This window comes from Streptacidiphilus sp. MAP12-20 (assembly GCF_041262525.1).
GTDB lineage: Bacteria > Actinomycetota > Actinomycetes > Streptomycetales > Streptomycetaceae > Streptacidiphilus.
Genome location: NZ_JBGCCK010000020.1, coordinates 115,040 through 137,383 on the forward strand (window position 1 = coordinate 115,040; position 22,344 = coordinate 137,383).

General features: G+C 71.1%; 16 protein-coding genes and 1 tRNA gene. 5 read left to right on the top strand and 12 right to left on the bottom strand.

Translation table 11 applies throughout. The features are described from left to right. The first annotated feature begins 31 nt into the window (after positions 1–31). The gene (locus ABIA32_RS25250) at positions 32–628 is read left to right on the top strand and encodes a DUF4352 domain-containing protein (protein ID WP_370099769.1); all 597 of its coding nucleotides are present in this window, start codon (positions 32–34) and stop codon (positions 626–628) included. A gap of 62 nt (positions 629–690) precedes the next feature. Here the strand turns inward: ABIA32_RS25250 and mfd are convergent, their stop codons facing one another. The 4 genes from mfd to ABIA32_RS25270 all read right to left on the bottom strand — a co-directional run bounded on the left by mfd (position 691) and on the right by ABIA32_RS25270 (position 8,843). Further along, on the bottom strand, positions 691–4,275 hold the full coding sequence (gene mfd / locus ABIA32_RS25255) for a transcription-repair coupling factor (protein ID WP_370099771.1): 3,585 nt from the start codon (positions 4,273–4,275) through the stop codon (positions 691–693). 267 nt (positions 4,276–4,542) lie between these two features. After that, the gene (locus tag ABIA32_RS25260) at positions 4,543–5,514 is read right to left on the bottom strand and encodes a hypothetical protein (RefSeq protein WP_370099773.1); all 972 of its coding nucleotides are present in this window, start codon (positions 5,512–5,514) and stop codon (positions 4,543–4,545) included. Positions 5,515–5,656: 142 nt separating this feature from the next. Beyond that, a complete protein-coding gene (locus ABIA32_RS25265) occupies positions 5,657–7,774 on the bottom strand; it encodes an SUKH-4 family immunity protein (protein ID WP_370099775.1) in 2,118 nt (705 codons plus the stop codon). A gap of 13 nt (positions 7,775–7,787) precedes the next feature. After that, positions 7,788–8,843, bottom strand: coding sequence for an SMI1/KNR4 family protein (locus ABIA32_RS25270; RefSeq protein ID WP_370099777.1), 1,056 nt, complete (start codon positions 8,841–8,843; stop codon positions 7,788–7,790). Between the two features lie 204 nt (positions 8,844–9,047). Between ABIA32_RS25270 and ABIA32_RS25275 the strand changes: the two genes are divergently transcribed. After that, positions 9,048–9,512, top strand: coding sequence for a YwqJ-related putative deaminase (locus ABIA32_RS25275; protein ID WP_370099780.1), 465 nt, complete (start codon positions 9,048–9,050; stop codon positions 9,510–9,512). A 27-nt stretch (positions 9,513–9,539) separates the two neighbouring features. Next, positions 9,540–10,037, top strand: a complete 498-nt coding sequence (locus ABIA32_RS25280; protein ID WP_370099782.1) for an SUKH-3 domain-containing protein — start codon at positions 9,540–9,542, stop codon at positions 10,035–10,037. A gap of 123 nt (positions 10,038–10,160) precedes the next feature. On the opposite strand, the gene ABIA32_RS25285 is transcribed toward ABIA32_RS25280, so the two are convergent. Both ABIA32_RS25285 and ABIA32_RS25290 read right to left on the bottom strand, forming a co-directional pair. Continuing rightward, positions 10,161–10,529 carry a GntR family transcriptional regulator gene (locus ABIA32_RS25285; protein ID WP_370099785.1) on the bottom strand — a complete coding sequence of 123 codons (369 nt, stop codon included), beginning with the start codon at positions 10,527–10,529 and terminating at the stop codon, positions 10,161–10,163. 298 nt (positions 10,530–10,827) lie between these two features. Further along, positions 10,828–12,102 carry a sensor histidine kinase gene (locus ABIA32_RS25290; RefSeq protein ID WP_370099788.1) on the bottom strand — a complete coding sequence of 425 codons (1,275 nt, stop codon included), beginning with the start codon at positions 12,100–12,102 and terminating at the stop codon, positions 10,828–10,830. Between the two features lie 548 nt (positions 12,103–12,650). On the opposite strand from ABIA32_RS25290, the gene ppc reads away from it, so the two are divergent. Together ppc and ABIA32_RS25300 are read left to right on the top strand one after the other, a co-directional pair. After that, positions 12,651–15,413, top strand: a complete 2,763-nt coding sequence (gene ppc / locus ABIA32_RS25295; RefSeq protein WP_370099791.1) for a phosphoenolpyruvate carboxylase — start codon at positions 12,651–12,653, stop codon at positions 15,411–15,413. Positions 15,414–15,603: 190 nt separating this feature from the next. Next, entirely contained in the window at positions 15,604–17,325 is a 1,722-nt protein-coding gene (locus ABIA32_RS25300) for a hypothetical protein (RefSeq protein ID WP_370099793.1), read from the top strand. A gap of 40 nt (positions 17,326–17,365) precedes the next feature. Here the strand turns inward: ABIA32_RS25300 and pth are convergent, their stop codons facing one another. The 6 genes from pth to ABIA32_RS25330 all read right to left on the bottom strand — a co-directional run bounded on the left by pth (position 17,366) and on the right by ABIA32_RS25330 (position 22,316). Then, positions 17,366–17,938 (bottom strand): aminoacyl-tRNA hydrolase, encoded by a 573-nt coding sequence (gene pth / locus ABIA32_RS25305; protein WP_370099796.1) that lies wholly within the window; start codon positions 17,936–17,938, stop codon positions 17,366–17,368. Between the two features lie 101 nt (positions 17,939–18,039). Next, entirely contained in the window at positions 18,040–18,639 is a 600-nt protein-coding gene (locus ABIA32_RS25310) for a 50S ribosomal protein L25/general stress protein Ctc (protein WP_370099799.1), read from the bottom strand. 201 nt (positions 18,640–18,840) lie between these two features. Then, the gene (locus tag ABIA32_RS25315; protein ID WP_370099801.1) at positions 18,841–19,815 is read right to left on the bottom strand and encodes a ribose-phosphate diphosphokinase; all 975 of its coding nucleotides are present in this window, start codon (positions 19,813–19,815) and stop codon (positions 18,841–18,843) included. Between the two features lie 82 nt (positions 19,816–19,897). Continuing rightward, the gene (gene glmU / locus ABIA32_RS25320) at positions 19,898–21,406 is read right to left on the bottom strand and encodes a bifunctional UDP-N-acetylglucosamine diphosphorylase/glucosamine-1-phosphate N-acetyltransferase GlmU (RefSeq protein WP_370099804.1); all 1,509 of its coding nucleotides are present in this window, start codon (positions 21,404–21,406) and stop codon (positions 19,898–19,900) included. A 129-nt stretch (positions 21,407–21,535) separates the two neighbouring features. Continuing rightward, positions 21,536–21,606: transfer RNA gene (locus ABIA32_RS25325), tRNA-Gln, on the bottom strand. Positions 21,607–21,773: 167 nt separating this feature from the next. Beyond that, positions 21,774–22,316 carry a hypothetical protein gene (locus ABIA32_RS25330; protein ID WP_370099807.1) on the bottom strand — a complete coding sequence of 181 codons (543 nt, stop codon included), beginning with the start codon at positions 22,314–22,316 and terminating at the stop codon, positions 21,774–21,776. Between the last annotated feature and the right edge of the window lie 28 nt (positions 22,317–22,344).

The window sequence follows — 22,344 nt, forward strand, 5'->3', positions numbered from 1 at the left end:
CCGGACGGGTCAACTCACAAGGGGTACCGCCATGTCGCGCTCCATCAACCGCTCGCGCCGCACCGCCCTCGCCGTCGCCCTGGGGGCGCTGATCACCGCCGGCGCCGCCGCCTGCAACCCCACCACCGGCAGCTCGGTCTCCACCGACGCCAAGCCGACCACGAGCGCGGCCGGCCACTCCGCCGGGGCCGGAACCGGCAGCCAGTCGAAGTCGAAGTCGGCCAAGGTCGGCGACACCATCGGGCTCAAGGGCATGGACTCCACGGCCGACGTCACCGTGGTGAAGGTGGTCGACAACCCCGCCGGGGCCGATGAGTTCACGACCCCGGCGGCGGGCAAGCGCTTCTTCGCCGTCCAGTTCCGGATCAAGGACACCGGCGGCAAGGCCTACAGCGACTCGCCGTCCAACGGCGCCAAGGTCGTCGACAGCCAGGGACAGTCCTACGACGCTGACGTCAGCGACACCAAGGCCGGCCAGAGCTTCCCGGCCTCGGTGAACATCGCGCCGGGCGGGAGCGGCCTCGGCTACATCGTCTTCCAGGTGCCGTCCAACGCGAAGATCACCCAGATCCAGTTCGGACTGGACAGCGGCATGGCCGACCAGACCGGCCAGTGGAACATCGGCTGAGGACGCCAAAGGGCGCGAGGCCCGTCGCCTCGCGCCCTACGTGGAGCAGTGCCGCCGAGCGCTCAGCGCATTGCGGCCAGCTCCTCGAACATCACCGACAGGAACTCCGCGCACCAGGTCAGCAGTTCACGGCCGACCACCGGCTTACCGCCGATCCGTGCCGTCGACGGACGCGGCACCAGCGCCAGCTTGGTCGTCGCCTTGACCTGACTGCGCGGGTAAAGCCGGCCGAGCCGCAGCTCCTGCGACTCGCGCAGCTCGATCGGGCCGAAGCGGATGAACTGCCCCTGCAACGTGATGTCGGAGATCCCGCAGCGCCGGGCGAACAAGCGCAGCCCGGCCACCAGCAGCAGATTCTCCACCGGCTCGGGCAGCTTGCCATAACGGTCCGTCAGCTCGGCCCGGACCTGGGCGATGTCCTCCTCCGAGTTCACCGCCGCGATCGAACGGTATGCCTGGAGCCGCAGCCGCTCGCCCGGCGCGTAGTCGTGCGGGACGTGCGCGTCGACCGGCAGCTCGATCTTGACCTCGAGCGGCTCCTCCTCCGGGGCCTCGCCGCCGTTGGCCAGCTGGTCACGGAACTCCGCCACCGCCTCGCCGACCATCCGCATATAGAGGTCGAAACCGACGCCCGCGATATGCCCGGACTGCTCGCCCCCCAGCAGATTGCCCGCCCCGCGGATCTCCAGGTCCTTCATCGCCACATACATACCGGCGCCCATCTCGGTGTGCTGGGCGATGGTGGCCAGCCGCTCGTGGGCGGTCTCGGTCAGCGGCCGCTCCGGCGGGTAGAGCATGTAGGCGTAGCCGCGCTCGCGCCCACGGCCCACCCGCCCGCGCAGCTGGTGCAGCTGACTCAGGCCGAAGGTGTCGCCGCGCTCCACGATCAGGGTGTTGGCGTTCGAGATGTCGATGCCCGACTCCACGATGGTGGTGGAGACCAGGACGTCGAACTCCTTCTCCCAGAAGTCGACGACGACCTTCTCCAGCAGCTGCTCCCCCATCTGCCCGTGCGCGGTCGCGACCCGGGCCTCGGGCACCAGCTCCTTCAGGCGCGCCGCGGCCTTGTCGATCGACTCGACCCGGTTGTGGATATAGAAGACCTGGCCCTCGCGGAGCAGCTCCCGCCGGACCGCCGCCGCGATCTGCTTCTCCTCGTAGGGCCCGACGAAGGTCAGCACCGGGTGCCGCTCCTCCGGCGGAGTGGTGATCGTGGACATCTCGCGGATACCCGTGACCGCCATCTCCAGCGTGCGCGGGATGGGCGTCGCGGACATCGTGAGCACGTCGACGTTGGCGCGCAGCTTCTTCAGCTGCTCCTTGTGCTCGACACCGAAGCGCTGCTCCTCGTCGACGATGACCAGGCCGAGGTCCTTGAACCTGGTCTCGGCGGAGAAGAGCCGGTGCGTACCGATGACGACATCGACGCCGCCCTCGCGCAGCCCTTCCAGCACGGCCTTCGCCTCGCTGTCGGACTGGAACCGCGACAGCGCCTTCACCACGACGGGGAAGTTGCCGTACCGCTCGGAGAAGGTGGAGAAGTGCTGCTGCACCAGCAGCGTCGTCGGCACGAGGACGGCCACCTGCTTGCCGTCCTGCACCGCCTTGAACGCGGCGCGCACCGCGATCTCGGTCTTGCCGTAGCCGACGTCGCCGCAGATCAGCCGGTCCATCGGGACCGACTTCTCCATGTCCTCCTTGACCTCGGCGATGGTGCTCAGCTGGTCCGGCGTCTCCGCGTAGGGGAAGGCGTCCTCCAGCTCCCGCTGCCAGGGGGTGTCCGGGCCGAAGGCGTGGCCGGGCGAGGCCATCCGCGCCGAGTACAGCTTGATCAGGTCGGCGGCGATCTCCTTGACCGCCTTCTTGGCCCGCGCCTTGGTCTTGGTCCAGTCCGCGCCGCCGAGCCGGTGCAGCGTCGGGGCCTCGCCGCCGACGTACTTGGTGACCTGCTCCAGCTGGTCCGTCGGCACGAAGAGCCGGTCGCCGGGCTGGCCCCGCTTCGCGGGCGCGTATTCCAGCACCAGGTACTCGCGGGTCGCGCCCTGGACGGTGCGCTGCACCATCTCGATGTACCGGCCGACGCCGTGGGCCTCGTGGACCACATAGTCGCCCTGCTTGAGCGCGAGCGGGTCGATCGCGTTGCGGCGGCGCGAGGGCATCCGGCGCATGTCCTTGGTGGAGGACTTCTGGCCGGACAGGTCGGTCTCGGTGATCACACAGAGCTTGAGCGCCTCGTGGACCAGGCCGTACTCGATCGCGCCGCAGGCGACGTGGATGACGTCGGCGTCCGGCGCGGTGGTGAGATCGGGCGTGAGCCGCGCGCCGATCCCCTCCCCGCCCAGCATCTCGGCGATCCGGGACGCGGGCCCCTGACCCTCCGTCACCAGCACGACGCGCCAACCCTCGGCCAGACGGCCCTTGCAGTCGGCGATGGCGCGCGCGGTGTCGCCGCGGTAGGCCTCGACCGGGTGCATGCCCATATGCAGGACGTCCGGCCCGGTCGCGCTCTCCTCGTCGGCGGCGAAGGGGCTGACCGACCACCACGGCAACCCGATCTCGGCCGCGTGGTCCCTGACGTCGGCGAGCGACCAGAGCGACGCCGCGCCCACGTCCAGCGGCGCCTTCCCGCCGGAGGCCGCGGCGACCCAGGACGCCTGCAGGAACTCTGCGCTGGTCGCGACGAGGTCGGCGGCGCGGGTGCGCACGCGCTCCGGGTCGCAGACGACGGCGATGCTGCCCTGCGGCAGCACGTCCATCAGCAGTTCCATGTCGTCGACCAGGACGGGGGCGAGGGACTCCATGCCCTCGACGGCGATGCCCTGGGCGATCTTGTCGAGGATCTCGGCGAGCTCCGGGTGCTCGGCGGCGAGCTCGGCGGCGCGGGCCCGGACCTCGTCGGTCAGCAGCAGCTCGCGGCAGGGCGGAGCCCACAGGCCGTGCTGGGCGATCTCGAGGGAACGCTGGTCGGCGACCTTGAAGTAGCGGATCTCCTCGACCTCGTCGCCCCAGAACTCCACCCGGAGCGGGTGCTCCTCGGTGGGCGGGAAGACATCCAGGATGCCGCCGCGGACGGCGAACTCGCCGCGCTTCTCGACCAGCTCGACCCGCTGGTACGCGGCGGCGGCGAGGCGGCGGACGAGGTCGTCGAGGTCGACCTCCTGACGCTGCTTCAGGCTGACGGGCTCCAGCTCCGCCAGGCCCTTGACCTGTGGCTGCAGCACGCTGCGCACCGGCGCGACGATCACCTGGAGCGGCCCCGAGACGGCATCGTCGGCGTTCGGGTGCGCGATCCTGCGGAGCACGGCGATGCGGCGGCCGACGGTGTCCGAACGCGGCGAGAGCCGCTCGTGCGGCAGCGTCTCCCAGGCCGGGAACTCGGCGACCGCGTCGGGCGACAGCAGCGAGCCGAGTGCGGCGGCGAGGTCCTCGGCTTCGCGGCCGGTGGCCGTCACAGCGAGGACGGGCCGGCCACGGCTTCCCTTCGCCTTGCCCGCGAGGGCGCGAGCCAGCGCGGCGATGGCGAAGGGCCGGGCGGCCGGCGGTCCGACCAGATCGAGATGCCGGCGGTCCCCGGCGAGTGCGGCTTCCCCGGCCTCGGCGAGCGCCGAGTCCGAGGCGACGATGTCCAGCAGGCCGGTCAGGCTCATCTACTTCTCTCAGCCAGAAGGCAACGCGAAAGGCCCGGACAGCGAAGCAGCCGGGGGGCTCCAGGGTACGCCGCGCGACGCGCAGGCGCTTCGCGATAGGCAAGGGGCCCAGTGGGCACCTCCCCAGGGGCGCGAGGAACTGCGCGAGAAACCACTGATGAGCGGATGGCCCTGCGCGTTCGGTGCGCTACGTCGGCGGGTGGCTTGTCGCGCAGTTCCTCGCGCCCCTGGATAGTGCAACCTCCCTCCGCCCTCGGCAAACGCTGCTCACTCTTCGGCGTTGTCCACAACCTGGGGAATCGTAGGGAGCTCCGAGGTGTCCGCTTCGCTGTCCGCAGGAGCCGGCGTGTCCGAGGTCACCGCGCCGGTCAGCGCGGCGAGCGTCTCGCGGATGTGGTCCAGCTGGGACTGGACGTGTTCCTGGCGTTCAGCGAAGACGGCCTGCTCGCGGGCCGACTGCTCGGTGATCCGCTCCGCCTCCCGCTGGGCCTTCTCGATCCTGCGCTCCGCCTGCGTCGTCGCGTCCGCCTCGATCTGCGCGGACTTCGCCTGCATCGCCTTCAGGTGACGCTCGCCCTCGCCGAGCTTCCGCTCGCCCACCGCGACGATCTCGTCCTCCCAGGCCAGCACCTTCACGTCGTGCGCCGCGAACTCCTGGTCCGCCGCCCGCTGCTGGCCGGCCAGCCAGGTGTGGGCCTCGCGGGAGGCGTCCTCCGCCCGGGCGCCCACGTCCTCGGCGTGCGAGGACGCCGCCTCGCGGAGCGTGCGGGCCTCCCGGTCGGCCTCGGCGCGGAGCGCCTCCGCCTGGGAGCGCGCACGGTCCAGCTCGCGCCGTTGGGACTCGTCCGCCGCCGCACGCAACTGGTCGCCGTACTGGCCGGCCGTCGCGCGCAGCCGACGCGCGCCCGTGCGCGCCGCGGTGTCGATCTTGTTGGCCTCCTGCACCGTCTCGGCCCGGACCGCCTCCGCCTCCTCCTCCGCGCTGACCAGCAGCCCCGCCGCGCGCGGGCTCAGCACCTCGAAGTCGGGGACGGTCGCCTCCGCCGCGTCCCGCGCCTCCATCAGGTTCATCAGCTGCCGCTCCAGCGCGCGCATCTCGTCGCCGAGGCCGGCCAGGCGCTGCCAGGCCTGGTCGCGGGCGGCGGTGAGCCGGGCCAGGGACTGCTCGACCTGGTCGACGTCGTAGCCCTTGCGGATCAGCGGGAAGTCTGCGGCGTTCGGAGTTGTCGGGTCGCTCATGATCTGCTTCCGTTCCTCCGCTTGCCGGACATGATCGGTTCTCGTCCTATTTTGAGCAGATTAGTGCTTCTTAAGACGGTACCGACACAGAAGTGGGGGTCGGCCTCGTGGCCGACCCCCACTCCTCAACCATGTCCGGCCGCTACAGCAGACCGTCCCAGAACTGCTCCAGCACCACGGCCCACCAGTTCTCCGGCGAGGCCAGCGCCGCCGGGTCGATGACGGCAAGTTCGTTCTGGAAGTCGGTCGTCCAGCGGCCCGCCTGTTCCTGGGTCAGCCCGTAGCGGAAGCGCCACAGCCTCCCCAGCACGGCGAGGCTCCGCACGAACTGCGGCAGCCCGGTGTTCACGAAGCGCGGCTGAGCGCCCTCCGGCCCGGCCGGGTGACCGGCCGTGCCGAGGTCCACCGCCACGATCGCGTTGGTGCCGTACTGCACGCAGATCTGGCGGCCGTAGTCGTTGCCCAGGACCAGGTAGGTCCCCGCGTCCGGTCCGCCGATCAGTCCGCGCTCGGCGGCGAGCTCGGCGAGCGTCGGCACCGGCCGCCCGGGCTGGGCTTGCGCCCAGAAGAACGGACCGAAGTCGCGCGGCAGCCCCGCCCAGGTTAGCGTGGACGCGACGACCTCGGGGACGCCCGCCCTGGAGACCGCCTGCGGGTCGTAGCGGAACAGGTTCTGGTCCCCGAACGCCGCCTGCAGCTCCTGCGCGAGGGCCTGCGGGGGCGGCGGCGGGCTCGGCTGCTGTGCGCCGACCGGCGGCAGCGGCGCGCGCACCGACGCCACGGGCGCCGGGCCGGCAGCGTGGGTGTGCAACTCCATCAGGTGCTCCAGCAGGTGGTCGACGCCCCGACGGCGCGCGCCCGCGTCCCGCCCGTAGGGGGCGGTGTGCGTGATCCGCACGTTCGGCCAGGCCTCCTTGACCATCCGCGCGCAGTAGCCCGCGGGGAGGTCGCAGCACTCCAGCTCCGTGTGGAGTTCGAGCACCTGCTCCGGCGGCACGTTGAGGCGGCGGACCTCCTGGAGGATCTGCCACTCGGGGTGCGGCAGTCCCAGCGCGGAGCGCTGGATGACCTGCTGCTCGGACCCGTCCGGACCCCGGTACCGAAGCACGGCCAGATAGCCGGGCCCGACCGTCGGCGCGCCGGTCGGGGCGGCGGCAGGCTGGGGTCCGCCCATCGACGCACCCGCAGGCGGAGGCGGCGGCATGCCGGGACCTCCCTGCGGAGCACCGAGCGGCGCACCCGGGGGCGGAGGCGGTGGCGCGGGCACGCCGGGCATGCCGACGGCCCCGGGCGCGCCGGCCGGACCGGACAGCATGGTGGGCGCGTAGTCGATCCCACCCTGCGACGCCCCGGGACCCGCAGGCCCGCCGAACGGACCCGCCGGAGGCGGCGGAGGCACACCAGGCCCGCCCAGCGGCGCACCGGGCGGAGGCGGCGGAAGACCAGGGCCAGCGGACGGAGCAGGAGGCACGCCGGGCACGCCCAGCGGCGTGCCCGGTGGCGGCGGCGGAAGACCAGGGCCGCCCGAAGGCGACGCAGCAGACGGACGCGGCGGCACCGCGGGGCCAGAACCCGGGCGGGACCGCACCGTCGGGGCGTACTCAATACCGCCCTGCTGCGCGACCGGAGGCGGAGGCGGTGGCGGCGGCGCGACCGGGCCGCCCATCGACGAGCCCGCCTGCGCCGGCGCGGGTGTCGGCGCAGGCGGCGGGAAGCCGTAGCCACCCTGCCCACCCGGCGCAGGCGCGGACGCCGCCACCTGGGCAGGAGCCTGAACCGGGGGCGGCCCGGGGATCGAGGCAGGCGGAGCGAGCATCGTCGGCACGTCTCCTGGAGGGCCGGACGAGACCGGCGGGGCCACCTGAAGTCGCGCCGCCTCCTCCGCACGGGCCGAGGCCGCTGCCTCTTCCAACCACTGCGGCGGGCTGAGAAGGAAGGACGTCGCCTCCGCCAGGTCCCGCTCGGGCATGCCCGGCATCCTCGCCGGCGTCACGCCGACCGGGCGGCCGTACGCCTCCTCGTAGCGGCGCACCACGTCGTTGATCGGCAGGCCGGGCCAGAGGGTCGTCACGCCCGTGTCCCGCGCGATCACCATCCGGGCCGCGCCGCCGTCCGAGGACGGACCGTCGCTGCGGTCGACAGCCCAGGCCACGAAGCCCAGGTCGAATTCGCGCACGCGAACCTCGCGGCGCCGGTACGCGGGCACCCCCGCGTTGATCCACTCCTCGGCGCGCTGCTGCGCCTCCGCGTAGGTCACCACGCCGACGTCACCCTCACCCCTCCACCGGGACGGCGCGCGCGAAGCCGCCGTCCACCATCAGTTCCGCGACCGTCTGAAGCTCCGGCGGACTGCCCGCCAGCCGCAGCAGGAAGGCGTCGAAGTCCTCCCCGCAGGGCAGCAGCAGTCGCTCGCAGCGCTCCGCCGGAGTCAGCGCCGGGTCGCCGTCGTCGCGGGCGTCGTCGTGGGGCAGGAACCAGACCGTCCCCATCCGGTCCCCGCGCACCTTGATCACCAGCAGCCCGCCCTGCGCGTATCCGATGCCCAGGTAGTCCTTGGTCACGTGGTCGCGCAGACACTTGTTCACGTAGGCGAGGTCGTCGAGCGTCCGCTCGCCGCGCAGTGCGAAGAACGGCTGGTCGATCAGCAGACCGAGCTCGGTGTCCAAGCCCAACCCCTTGGGGGCGCGGCCGCCGGCCGCCTTGAGGAAGAGCCGGTACGGGCCCGGCAGGGTGTAGCCGAGGGACTCCTCCACCGACTGCAGGCGCTGCTCGGTCTCGGCCGGGCTCAACTGCTCCGCTGCTGCCTCCGCCGGGCTCTCGCCACCGCTGCCCTCGGCACCGCCCTCGCCCGATCCGCCCGGGCCGCCCGGCAGCGAAAAGTGCACCGGCCGCCGCTCCTGCAGCGGTCGGGTGCCGCGCTTGCCGTGGTCGGCGCTGGAAACCGCGAGTCCGCTGTGGTGGCGCAGCAGCATCTTGACCTCGACCGGGACCAGCTCCAGCCGCCGGTTGCCGGGCGAGGCCGGCGTGACGGAGTGGTGCCAGGTCCAGCCGACCGGCGTGCCGACGGGGCTCTCCACGTCGGCCCAGAGCTCGTGGCCCTGGGCGCGCAGGGCCGCGTTCGCCGAGACGTAGTCGGTCAACCGCAGTTCGTCGACGCCGAAGCCATCGGGCGGGTCGGCGACCTCTGCGGCAGCGCGCGCGTAGGGGGCGAAGTCCGGGTGCCCCGCGGGGTCGACCTTCACCCCCGAGGGGTGCCGCTGCGCGCGCAATGGATCGGGAAAGTGCACGACCTGTCCGGCGTACGCCGCGTTGGGCCGACCTGTCGTCATGGAGTGTGCCCCCTGCTGGAACTGACTGCCGGAGCCAAGACTAGGGGGTGGCCGCTCCGGACGGATCTCCCCCGGGGAGCCGGGCGTTCGACCCGGCCTGATCCGTTCTCGAACAGACCCCCGACTTCACCACCTCTGGGCGCATTTGGCACTCTGATCATCAGCACGTTCACGGGGGTTCACGGGGGAAAGGAACCTATGATCATGGAAACCACGGGCCACCAGCGCAGACATGCGCCCGCTCCACTGCTGCGCTACCGCAGGGACAGCCTGATGCCGATCGTCGCCGCGGCGCTGTCAGTGCGGGGTGATACCTATACACATGTGAGCGAGAAGGGTGAGCCGCCGCAGCTGCATCCGCTGGTCGGCGAGTTCCTGGCAGGCCTTCCGGTGGAGCATCTGGAGCGGTACACCGGGCGTTGCCCCGAGGCGGTGCTGCTGTCCCAGTTCCTCGACCAGACCGAGGCCGGTCGGTCGGGGCGGGCCGCGCGCAAGACCTTCGGGGAGGGCGAGGCGCGCAAGGCGCTGCGCGGCGCGAAGATGACGACGGTCCGCATCCGCGAGGAGGGCGATCCGGCGCACGGCACGCACCAGCCGCCGTGCCGCTCCTGCCTGCCGCTGCTGGAGCACTTCGGCGTGAAGACGATCTCGCTCCGTCCGAAGCAGTAGCGCAGCAGCAAGCGAAGGAGGGGACGCATGTCATCCATGGAGGTACGGTTCCCGGCGGAGGTCGCCTCCGTCCTGACGAAGTCCGGGTGGTTCCCCGGCCGCAAGCGCCTGCAGCGGGCGGAGGAGTGGGCCGGGCAGCTCACCGACCACGCCTCCCCCGAGGGGCACCGCCACGCCGTCTTCCCGGCGGCGCTGGAGGCCTGGGCGGAGTTCGGCGAGCTCACGGTGACGCTGGAGGGTCCGGGCGCGGAGGTGGCCCGCACCCCGTTCGTGATCGACCCGCTGCGCGGCCTTCACCAGCCGCGCACGCTGGCCGATCTCGGCCGCTCGTTGGAGCTGCCGGTCTGCCCGCTGGGCGAGGAACGCGGCGGCGCCGCGCTCCTCGCGATAGACGCGGTCGGCCGCGTCTACAGCCTCGACCACGCGGGCGAGTGGTTCCTGGGCCACTCGATGGACCAGGCGCTGACGACGCTCATCGCGGGCCTGCGGGCGGAGCGCCTGCGCTTCCTCACCGACGCCCTGTAGCCCGAAGGGGCGCGGTCGGCCCACGCCGGGTGGCACTCGTGCGGTACCCGCCTTCCGCGTCCTCGCCCTGTGCAGGGCGGGGAAGGCGGCCGGGAAGGCTGGGGAGCCGACTGGACGCGCGAGCTACTCGCCGTAGACCTCGTGAAGCGCCGTCGCGACGAGCGTCAGCGCCTCGCCCGAGGGCAGGCCGAGGGCCTTGGCACGCGCCGCGTACCGCGCCGCGCTGCCTGCGAGCTCGGCGAGCGAGCGGTCGCCCGAGGCGGCGATCACCGTTCCCGCGCGGCCGCGGGTCTCCACCACACCCGCGGACTCCAACTCGCGGTACGCCTTGGCGACGGTGTTGACCGCCAGCCCGAGCTCCTCGGCCAGCTTGCGGACCGTAGGCAGCCGCATCCCCACCGGTGCGTCACCGGTCGTCGCCGCTGCGGCGATCTGCGCGCGGATCTGCTCGAAGGGCGGGACTGTTGAGGCGGGGTCAAGAGTGATCAGCACGTTGCGGACTCCGGCGCTTGGGGCTTCGGCACGCTCCTACGGTAGTGCCGCCCAGCCCGCGGCCGTCGACCGCCCGCGAACTGTTGCACGGCACGCCGAGCACCCGGTCACCCGTTCACCGGCGACGCGTGCGGGAGACGCCACCCTGTGCGGATGGCCCTGCTCGTTCGGTCAGCCCGCCACGCGGTAGGGGGCACCTCCCGGCCGAAGGCTGGGGATTGTCGCGCACGCAGTTCATGAGCACAGCCTCGCGCCCCGGCGCGAACCGTGGAGGTCCGGAGAGACTGTCGCCCGGACGTCAGTGCGCCGTCCTGAGCCGGGCCTCGACGCGGAAGCCACCCTCCTCCGTCGGGCCGGCCGAGAAGGCGCCGCCCAGCGCGGTGACCCGTTCGCGCATGCCGATCAGGCCGTTGCCGCCGCTCGGCAGCGCCTTCTCCGTCGCGGAGTGGGCGTCCGCCACCGGGCAGCTGTTCGAGACCGCGAGCGCGACGCCGGCCGGCACATAGGCGACCACGACCTCGACGTCCGCGCCCGGCGCGTGCTTCAGCACATTGGTCAGCGCCTCCTGGACGACCCGGTAGGCGGTCTGCTCCGCCTCTGCGCTGAGCGAGCGACGTGCCCCGCCCATCGTGAAACGGACGCCGAGACCGGCCGCACGCGACTCGTCCACCAGCTTGGCCAGGTCGGCGAGGCCCAGCGGCGCCAGCGCCGCCGCCTCCCGCGAAGCCCCCGGCTCCTCGTCGGAGTCCTCCGGCTCGACCGTGCGCAGCACCCCGAGGATCTGCCGCAGTTCATCCAGCGCCTGCCGGCCGATGTCGCCCATCAGCTTCGCGCTCGCCGCGGCCTTGTCGGGCTCCTTGTGCACGACGCGCTCGAGTGCGCCCGCGTGCACGACGAGCAGACTGACCCGGTGGGCGACCACGTCGTGCATCTCGCGCGCGATCCGGGTGCGCTCCTCCATCCGGGCCCGGCGCGCGCGTTCGCGGGCCTGGTCGGCGAGCAGGGTGAGCTCCGTTTCCAGGCCCTCGGCACGCTCGGTGAGGGCGACCCAGAGCCGTCGCTTCGCGCCGATGTAGAGGCCGAGGATGGCGGGCGGAACGCTGATCCCCACGGCGGCCAGCACCGAGAAGACGATCAGCAGGGGCTCGGGCACGCCGTGCTGGAGGGCTTCCTGCTGCTGGGTGCCGAGCGTCAGCGTCGAGACGAGCACCGTCTCGGCGATCGCGATCGCGCAGAGCACGCTCATCGCCCGCCGCTCGGCGAAGCGCCCAGCGGCGCCCTCAGGGCGGTAGGCCCCCAGCGTGTAGAGGCCGATCATGAGAAGCACGTAGCCCGACAGCAGCGGGATCGTCGCCAGCGCGGCCGCGACCGGCACGAGCGGCCAACGCCTCCGCACGAGCACGGTGGAACCGGCCACCAGCCCGAACACGGCCACAGCCGCCATCGCCACGGTGCCGAGACCCTCGCGGTAGGCGAACATCGCAGACGAGTACGCGCACTCCACCGCTGCGGCCGCGGCCATCCCCAGGTCCAGCCACATGCTCCGCCGTCGCGTCCACGCTCCCACCCTCATGACCCCAAGCCTAGAAGGGCGCCGGGTAAACACCGACTGACTATCGAGCAGCGAAGGCAAGAGCCGGGTGAGGGCCCGCCCGGAGCGGCGCCCGGGAGGAGACAACGGACGCGACCCGCCCGCGCGACAGCGCGCACCGCCAGGGACCGACGGGTACGCGGCGGCGGACGCAAGAGCCGGGTGAGGCCCCGACGTGAGCGCTGCACCGAAGGACAAGAGAAGGCGACCCCCGCCCGCGCGAAAGCCCGCACCGACACGGACCGACCGGGCCCGCGGCACGCGGCGGCGGAGCCGGGTGAGGGCCCGACGTCGGCGGGGCGGGTGCGGGGCGTGGGAAAGGGGGCGGCGGCCGGGTGGCTGGGAAGGCGCGCCGCGATGTCCGCATAGCGGCCACTCCCGTGGACGGTCACCGCCCGCAACCTATGCTGGACCGCGAGAGACGAGACTCTCACCGCACGGCACGACAGAGCGCAGCACCAATCGGGGCGGACAGCGTGGTCCGCAACACGCCATGCCCGTCCCCACCCACCCCGCAAGGGAGCACCAGCGTGAGCGACGCACGCGAGGCCACCGTGCCCGCCGTCCCCCCGGCCGAGCCGGACAACAGCGCCCTACGCGCCGACATCCGCCGCCTCGGCGACCTGCTCGGCGAGACCCTGGTCCGCCAGGAGGGCCAGTGGCTGCTCGACCTGGTCGAACAGGTCCGCGCGCTCACGCGCAGCGACGGCGCCGCCGCCGCACGGCTGCTGGAGGAGACCGACCTCGACACCGCCGCCAAGCTGGTCCGCGCCTTCTCCACCTACTTCCACCTCGCCAACGTCGCGGAGCAGGTGCACCGCGGTCGCGAGCTGAACGCCCACCGCGCGGACAACGGCAGCCTCCTCTCCCGCACCGTCGACAAGCTGGCCGACGTCGACGCGGACCGCCTCGCGCAGACGCTCAAGCACCTCAACGTCCGTCCGGTCTTCACCGCGCACCCGACCGAGGCCGCCCGCCGCAGCGTCCTGCAGAAGCTGCGCCGGATCGCCGAGCTGCTGGACCAGTTCGACACCCCGTCCCGCCCGACCGGCCGCCGTCAGGCCGACCGCAGGCTCGCCGAGGTCATCGACCTGCTCTGGCAGACCGACGAACTGCGCATCGCCCGCCCTGAGCCCACCGACGAGGCCCGCAACGCCGTCTACTACCTGGACGAGCTCTACAAGCGCGCGGTCCCCGACGTGCTGGAGGAGCTGAACGAGGAGCTGTCCCGGGTCGGCATCACCCTCCCCGAGGGCGTGCGCCCCCTCACCTTCGGCACCTGGATCGGCGGCGACCGCGACGGCAACCCCAACGTCACCCCCGAGGTGACGCTGGACGTGCTGGTGCTCCAGCACGAGTACGGGATCAACGACGCCCTCGACGTCGTCGACGAGCTGCGCGGCTCGCTCTCCTCCTCGGTCCGGCTGTCCGGCGCGAGCGACGAGCTGCTGCAGAGCCTCGCCGCCGACCTGGCCGAGCTGCCCGAGATCAGCCCGCGCTACAAGCGGATGAACGCCGAGGAGCCCTATCGGCTCAAGGCCACCTGCATCCGGCAGAAGCTGCTCGGCACCAAGGAGCGCCTGGCCAACGGGACTCCGCACGTCCCCGGCCGTGACTACCTCGGCACCGGCGAGCTGCTGGCGGACCTGGAGGTGATCCAGTCCTCGCTCCGCGCCCACAAGGGCGAGCTGATCGCGGACGGCCGGATGAACCGCGCGATCCGCACCATCTCCGCCTTCGGCCTCCAACTGGCCACCATGGACGTGCGCGAGCACGCCGACGCGCACCACCACGCGCTCGGCCAACTCTTCGACCGCCTCGGCGAGGAGGCCTGGCGCTACACCGACATGCCACGCGAGTACCGGCAGCGGCTGCTCGCCAAGGAGCTCAAGTCCCGCCGCCCGTTGGCGCCGACCCCGGCGCCGCTGGACGCGGCGGGCGCGAAGACGCTCGGCGTCTTCGAGACCGTCCGCGAGGCGTTCGAGCGCTTCGGGCCGGAGATCGTGGAGAGCTACATCATCTCCATGTGCCAGGGCGCCGACGACGTCTTCGCCGCGGCGGTCCTGGCCCGCGAGGCCGGCCTGATCGACCTGCACGGCGGCGTCGCCAAGATCGGCATCGTGCCGCTACTGGAGACCACCGACGAGCTGCGCGCCGCCGACACCATCCTCGACGAGATGCTGCGCGACCCCTCCTACCGCCGCCTGGTCTCGCTCCGCGGCGACGTGCAAGAGGTCATGCTCGGCTACTCGGACTCCTCCAAGTTCGGCGGCATCACCACCTCGCAGTGGGAGATCCACCGCGCCCAGCGCCGACTCCGCGACGTCGCGCACCGCTACGGCGTCCGGCTGCGCCTCTTCCACGGCCGCGGCGGCACCGTCGGCCGCGGCGGCGGTCCCTCGCACGAGGCGATCCTGGCCCAGCCCTACGGGACGCTGGAGGGCGAGATCAAGGTCACCGAGCAGGGCGAGGTGATCTCGGACAAGTACCTGATCGCCTCCCTCGCGCGGCAGAACCTGGAGCTCACCGTCTCCGCGACGCTGGAGGCTTCCGCGCTGCACACCGCGCCGCGTCAGTCGGAGGAGGCGCTGGCCCGCTGGGACGCGACCATGAACACGGTCTCGGACGGCGCGCACGGCTCCTACCGCCGCCTGGTCGAGGACCCCGACCTGCCGGCGTACTTCTTCGCCTCCACCCCGGTCGACCAGTTGGCCTCGCTCCACCTCGGCTCCCGCCCCTCCCGCCGCCCGGACTCCGGCGCCGGCCTGGACGGCCTGCGGGCGATCCCGTGGGTCTTCGGCTGGACCCAGTCCCGACAGATCGTGCCCGGCTGGTACGGCGTCGGCTCCGGCCTGGCGGCGGCGCGCGAGGCGGGGCTCGGCGAGATCCTGGACGAAATGCAGACGGAATGGCACTTCTTCCGCAACTTCCTCTCCAACGTCGCCATGACGCTGGCCAAGACGGACCTGCGGATCGCCCGCCACTACGTCGAGCAGCTGGTCCCGAAGGAACTCCGGCACATCTTCGACCTGATCGAGGCCGAACACGCGCTGACGCTCAGTGAGGTGCTCCGGATCACCGGCGAGACGGAACTCCTCTCGCACAGCCCCGTGCTGAAGCAGACCTTCGCCATCCGCGACGCCTACCTCGACCCGATCTCCTACCTCCAGGTCGCCCTGCTGCGCCGCCAGCGCGAAGACGCCCAGAACGCCGTCACCGAGAACCCGCTGCGCTCCCGCGCCCTGCTCCTCACCGTGAACGGCGTGGCAGCGGGCCTGCGCAACACCGGCTGACGCCGGATCGACTGACGTCGAATCGGGCGAAGTAACGATTCGCACATCGGCTGCGGTCGGTTTCCGGAGAAATCCGGACACCGGCCGCAGTTTGCTTTGAGCCACGCAATAGGCTCACACGCGCACCACTCATGTTTCGCGCATCTGTCTGTCCGCGCATGAGCCACCTTTCCATCAGGGGGATCTCAACGTGAGACTCCGTTCCATCATCCCCGCCGTCACAGCCGCCGCGCTGCTGGCCGCGGTCGTCGCGATGCCCGGCCAGGCCATGGCCGATCCCAGCGCGAGCCCCAGCGCGTCCGTGAGTCCGGCGCCGAACAACAGCCCGAGCGCCCCGGTCACGGCAACTCCGGCCCCGGCCCCGGCCACGCCGCCCGTCGTGGACCAGGTCACCGGCGTCAACACCGACCATGGCGTCGTGCTGAAGGTCACCGCCCACGGTGGCGCGGACATCAGCGCCGTCGAGGTCACCGCCGCCTCATACGCGGCGCCCACCGCCACACTGACCTCGTTCACGCTCACCAGCGGCACGGCGAGCAACGGAGTCTGGGAGACCACCGCCCCACTGGGGCTGAAGTACGCCGCCTACGTCGTGTCCGCCGACGTCGTCGACAGCCTGGGCACCCACAGCCCGGTCGTCCAGGGCAACCTGGTCTACGACAAGATCCCGGCCTACCACGACATCGCTTTCGGCTCGACCTCGCTCAGCTTCGGCAACGAGCAGGTCACCGCGACGGGTCGGGTCACCACCTACGATCCGGCCACCGGCGACACTGGGACGCCTTTCGTCAACTCCGGCGCGCAGGTCGACCTCAGCGGCTACATGGCCAGCGGGTACGCCTACCTGACTGCACCGGACGGCAAGTTCAAGATCACAGCGTCGCCCGGACCGAACTTCTCGAACCAGACGTACACGCTCTTCGGCTCCGACCAGTACGGACTGAACCACACCACTCTGGGCGTCACGACCGTCAACTCCGCGGCGCCCGCCCCAACCCGGATCGTGCTCGACAGCACCTCCGGCGGCGGCTACACCGTCGGTTCACTCGTGAAGCTCAGCGGCGTCGCGCAGTACCAGGACGCGCAACAGGTCTGGCACCCGCTTGTCGGCAACACCATTGAGTTCGGCCAGTCCAGCTACGCCTCGACGCTCGCGGCCACGGACGCGAACGGCCGGTTCAGCCTCGAATCGAGCGCGCCCGGGGCGGCCACCACGTGGAAGGTGTACCTGGCGCAGGACAACCGCGGCGACGCCTTCCTGGCCCCTGCCTCCGCGGCCTTCCAGGTCACCTCGGTGGTCCAAACGGTCAACCTGGTCCTGATGCCCGAGAGCCTTGACGAGTATTCACAGCTCAGCTTCTGGTACTCAGTCAACAGCTCCGACTACCGGCTCCCTGGCAACAAGGTGTACGTGCTGGAGTCCGCCAACGGCTCGAGCGGCTGGAAGAACCTCGGCTACATCAAGGTCACTCCCGGCAGCGGCCTTCAGTCCGTCACGGCGTGGGTGGCCAATCCGCATGGCTACTGGAAGCTCTGGTACCCGGGTGCGCCCGGCTATGCAGCTGCGATCAGCCCCGTGATCCACATGTTCCGCTACCTGACGGCCGTCACCGGGGCCAAGCCCAACACCACCTGGGCCTACAAGGGGCAGACCCTGCACTTCAGCGGGGGCCTGTGGCAGCAGGGTTATGGCAGTTGGTCCCGCATGGGCGTCACCCGCGTGCACCTCTTCTTCCGGCCGTACGGCAGCAGGAACTGGCAGTACCAGGGCTACACATGGTCCAACCGCTATGGCAACTGGAACCTGTACGGCCGCGCGACCACAGGCGGCACCTGGGAGGTCGCGTGGTTCACCGGTGACCAGTGGCACGTCGACGGCTTCGGTCCCGGGACCTACGTCCACGTGCGCTGATCACGGCCTGACGCAAGTCAGTTCACAGCCCCGGGCGGGCTCAGTCGTTGTACGCGGACTGGGCCCGCTCCAGTCCCTCCTGTGTCAGCGACTCCACCGCGTCCGCGCAGCGGTCCACGAACCACGGCAGTTCCTTGCGCTCTGACGAGGAGAAGTCGCGCAGCACGAAGTCCGCGACGTCCATCCGGCCCGGCGGGCGGCCGATGCCGGCGCGGACGCGGAAGTAGTCCGGGCCCAGCGACTTGGTGATGGACTTCAGCCCGTTGTGGCCGTTGTCACCGCCGCCGCACTTGAGGCGGAGCGTGGCGTACTCGAGGTCAAGCTCGTCGTGGATCACCACGAGCCGGTCCACGCCGACCTTGTAGAAGTCGCGCAGCGCCACGACCGGGCCGCCGGAGACGTTCATGAAGGACATCGGCTTCGCCAGCACCACCCGCTGACCCGCGAGCCTGCCCTCCACGACCTGCGCGCGGCTCTTGTGCGCCTTGAACTTCCCGCCGATGCGCTCGGCCAGCAGCTCGGCGACCATGAAACCGATGTTGTGCCGGTTGCCCTCGTACTGCGGACCGGGGTTGCCGAGGCCGACGACCAGCCAGGGGCCCTGCTCGCTCATCTCTTGCGACTCCTGTCGGGATGCGGGTTGCGGCGGGTGCGACGCTGCCCCGGCCATCAGCGGGGACGACCGGGGCAGCGGGACAGCTCCTACTGCAAGGCTCAGGCCTCGGCGGGGGCCTCGGTCGCCTCGGCGGCCTCGGTCTCCTCGGCGGGGGCCTCGGCCTGGGCGCCGATGACCTGCAGGACGACGGTGTCGCCGTCGACGGCCAGGGTGGTGCCGGCCGGGAGGGTGATGTCCTTGGCGTGGATGGAGGCGCCGGCCTCCAGGCCCTCGACCGAGACCGTCACGGACTCGGGCAGGTGCGTGGCCTCGGCCTCGACCGGCAGCGCGTTGAGGACGTGCTCCAGCAGGTTGCCGCCGGGGGCCAGCTCGCCCTCGGTGTGGACCGGGATCTCGACGGTGACCTTCTCGCCACGCTTGACCAGGATCAGGTCGACGTGCTTGATGGTGCGCTTGATGGCGTCACGCTGGACGGCCTTCGGCAGCACGAACTCCTGCTTGCCGTCGATCGACAGGGAGATGAGCGCGTTCGAGGTCTTCAGCGCCAGCATCAGGTCGTGGCCCGGCAGGTTCAGGTGGACCGGGGTGTGGCCGTGGCCGTAGACGACGGCGGGGACCAGGCCGGCGCGGCGGGCGCGACGAGCGGAACCCTTGCCGAACTCGGTACGGACCTCAGCGGAAAGGCGGATCTCAGACATGGAAGCGCTCCTTGGAAGTGCGAGAAACAGGGGCGCTCGGCGGCCATCTCACACATCTCGTCACAAGAAGCGCGTCGATAACGGAGCTCGATCGTGTCGTGTGTCGTACTCAGGACAACGAAAAGGCTCCCTCGCCGGGCAGGTTTTCGAGTCTACCCGGGCCCGGCGAGGGAGCCAAAACGATCAGGTGGTGCAGCCGCCTCAGGCGTTCTCGAAGAGGCTGGTCACCGAGCCGTCGTCGAAGACCTCGCGGATCGCGCGGGCGATCAGCGGGGCGATCGAGAGCGTGGTCACCTTCTCCAGCTGGAGCTCACCCGGCGTCGGCAGGGTGTTGGTGAAGACGAACTCGCTGACCCGCGAGTTCTTGATCCGGTCCGCCGCAGGACCGGAGAGCACGCCGTGCGTGGCGGCCACGATGACGTCCTCAGCCCCCGCGTCGAAGAGCGCGTCCGCCGCGGCGACGATGGTGCCGCCGGTGTCGATCATGTCGTCGACCAGGACGCAGACGCGGCCCTTGACGTCACCGACGACCTCGGCGGACATGACCTTGTTGGCCACGTTCGGGTCACGACGCTTGTGGATGATGGCCAGCGGCGCGGCGAGACGGTCCGACCACTGGTCCGCGACCCGCACCCGACCGGCGTCCGGCGACACGACGGTGAGCTTGGCGCGATCCACCTTGGCGCCGACGTAGTCGGCGAGGAGCGGAAGCGCGAAGAGGTGGTCGACCGGACCGTCGAAGAAACCCTGGATCTGCGCGGTGTGCAGGTCCACGGAGATCAGCCGGTCGGCGCCCGCCGTCTTCAGCAGGTCCGCTATCAGCCGCGCGGAGATGGGCTCGCGACCGAGGTGCTTCTTGTCCTGACGGGCGTAGCCGTAGAACGGCATGATCACGGTGATGGTCTTGACCGACGCCCGCTTGAGGGCGTCGATCATGATCAGCTGCTCCATGATCCACTGGTTGATCGGCGCCGTGTGGCTCTGCAGCACGAAGGCGTGCGCACCGCGCACCGACTCCTCGTATCGGACGTAGATCTCGCCGTTGGCGAAGTCCAGAGCCTTGGTGGGGACCAAGTCGACACCCAGCTGCTCGGCCACCTCCCGCGCCAGGGCGGGATGTGCGCGGCCGGAGAAGAGCATCATCTTCCGCGAGCCGGACGATTTGATCCCGGTCACTGCAACCGTCTCCTTGTTGCTGATACACCGCAGGCGAACGTCTGGCCTGGAGCGGGCCTGTGGCGTGTGGATGACCACCAGGTTACGCGTCCGCGGAGGCTCCCGTCGCCTCCGGGTCGTCCCCTCGAGTGGTCACCTCGGCCTCAGCGGCCCCCGCAGTCGCCGCTTTCGCAGCCGCCGCGGCCTGCGCGGACGCGGTTCCGGGGCGCTTGCGCTCGACCCAGCCCTCGATGTTGCGCTGCTGCGGACGGGTCACACCGAGGGCGCCGGCCGGCACATCCTGATAGATGACCGAGCCGGCCGCGGTGTACGCGCCGTCCCCGACCGTCACCGGAGCGACGAACATGTTGTCAGAACCCGTCCGGCAGTGAGCACCGATCGTGGTGCGGTGCTTGTTGACGCCGTCGTAGTTGACGAAGACCGAAGCGGCACCGATGTTCGTGCCCTCACCGATCGTCGCGTCACCCACATAGCTGAGGTGCGGAACCTTGGCGCCGTCGCCGACGACGGCGTTCTTCATCTCGACATAGGTGCCCGCCTTGGCCTTGACGCCGAGCACCGTACCCGGGCGCAGATAGGCGTACGGGCCGACGCTCGCGCCCGCTCCGACCACCGCGCGCTCCGCTGTGGCATTGATCACAACCGCGCCCGCGCCGATCGCGGTGTCCCGCAGCGTGCAATTCGGACCGACCTCGGCACCCTCGCCCACGGAGGTCGAGCCGAGCAGCTGGGTGTTCGGCTGCAGCACGGCGTCGCGCTCGTAGGAGACCTGGACGTCCAGCCAGGTGGTGGCCGGGTCGACCACGGTGACACCGGCGCGCATCGCCGCGTCGAGCAGGCGGTCGTTCATGATGCGGCGGGCCTCGGCCAGCTGGACCCGGTCGTTGATGCCGAGGATGTCGCGGTAGTCGGCGGCGACCACGGCGCCGACGCGGTGGCCGGCCTCGCGCAGAATGCCGAGCACGTCGGTGAGGTACTCCTCACCCTGGCTGTTGTCGGTCCGGACCTCGGCCAGGCCCTGGACCAGCAGCTTGCCGTCGAAGGCGAAGACACCGGAGTTGATCTCGGCGATGGCGCGCTGCGCATCGGTGGCGTCCTTGTGCTCGACGATCGCCTGCACGGAGTTGTCCTCGCCGCGCAGGATCCGGCCGTAGCCGGTGGCGTCGGGGACCTCGGCGGTCAGCACGGTGACGGCGTTCCCGTCGGCGGCGTGCGCGGCGGCCAACGCCTGCAGCGTGGCGCCGGTGAGCAGGGGGGTGTCGCCGGTGGTGACGATGACCGTGCCGTCCAGCACCAGCCCCTCGGCGGCGAGCGCCTCCAGCGCGACGCGCACGGCGTTGCCCGTGCCGTTCTGCTGCTCCTGCACGACGGTGCGGACGCCCGGGTCCACCTCGGCGAGGTGGGCGGCGACCTTGTCCCGCATGTGGCCGATCACGACGGCCAGATGCTCCGGCGTCAGCTCCCGCGCGGCCGCGACGGCGTGCCCGACGAGCGTGCGCCCACAGAGCGGGTGCAGCACCTTGGGCAGAACGGCCGACTTCATCCGGGTGCCCTCGCCGGCGGCGAGAACGATCACGGCGGTGGGAGTCATGGGGCGCAGGCTCCTCTGCAACGGAACGGGGAGGGTCCGCCGGGCCGCCGAACACCCGCACAGGGAGCCGCACAGACGTGCCCGAACACAGTGAGGATAACTGGCCTACGCGGCCGCACTCATGCAGAGCTCCCGGAGAAGGAATCGAACCCTCATTCGATGATCCAAAATCATCTGTCCTGCCTTTAGACGATCCGGGAAGGATCGCCGTCCCCCGGCGCAACCGGCGAACGTGCGCTCCCTACTATGCCGCACCACCATCCTTCGATGCGACGAAGTAGCTCAGCGCTCCGAAGAACATACACAGTCAGACAACCGTGGTAGGACTCCCCACAGTTCTTGCGCACCGTCTTGGGGTTATGGCGCTTCAGGATGGTCCGGTTGAACGCCGAGGCTGGCACGCCCACCTGATCGGACCAATACCGTTCTCGGCCCCCGGAATGTCAGAGGACTCATGGATGGACACCGCGAAGCGCAACCGATCGCGCTCGACCCCGAGCAGGTCGAGCCAGGCCAGAAACACGTCGATCATCCCAGCATCGCTGTTGACGAATTGGACCTTGTGCTGGGTACGCCAGGCTTTCGACTTGGTCCCCTCCGCCCAGTAGAGGCCCACACCGAGCAGGAACAGCTCCCGCTCGCCGAGTGACTGGACGGCCCCGGCGGCTGTCTCGCGCTCAACCCGATGCAGAGCCTCCCGACGCGCACGACGCGGCCCCCAGCAGACTTCCTCCATATGACGTCGCCGCTCATCGCGGTCCTGCTGCGATCGCGGCGGCCGCGGAAGATCCCGCACCCACAGCGAAGCGGAGCTCTTCGAGACGCCCAGTGCGTCCGAGATCTCGTTGAGGCTGCGCCCCTCGGCGCGGAGGCGTCGGGCTTCGGCTTGTTCGTGGTGCTTGGCTTGCATGGCACCACCCTCGCCACCCGCCGCATGG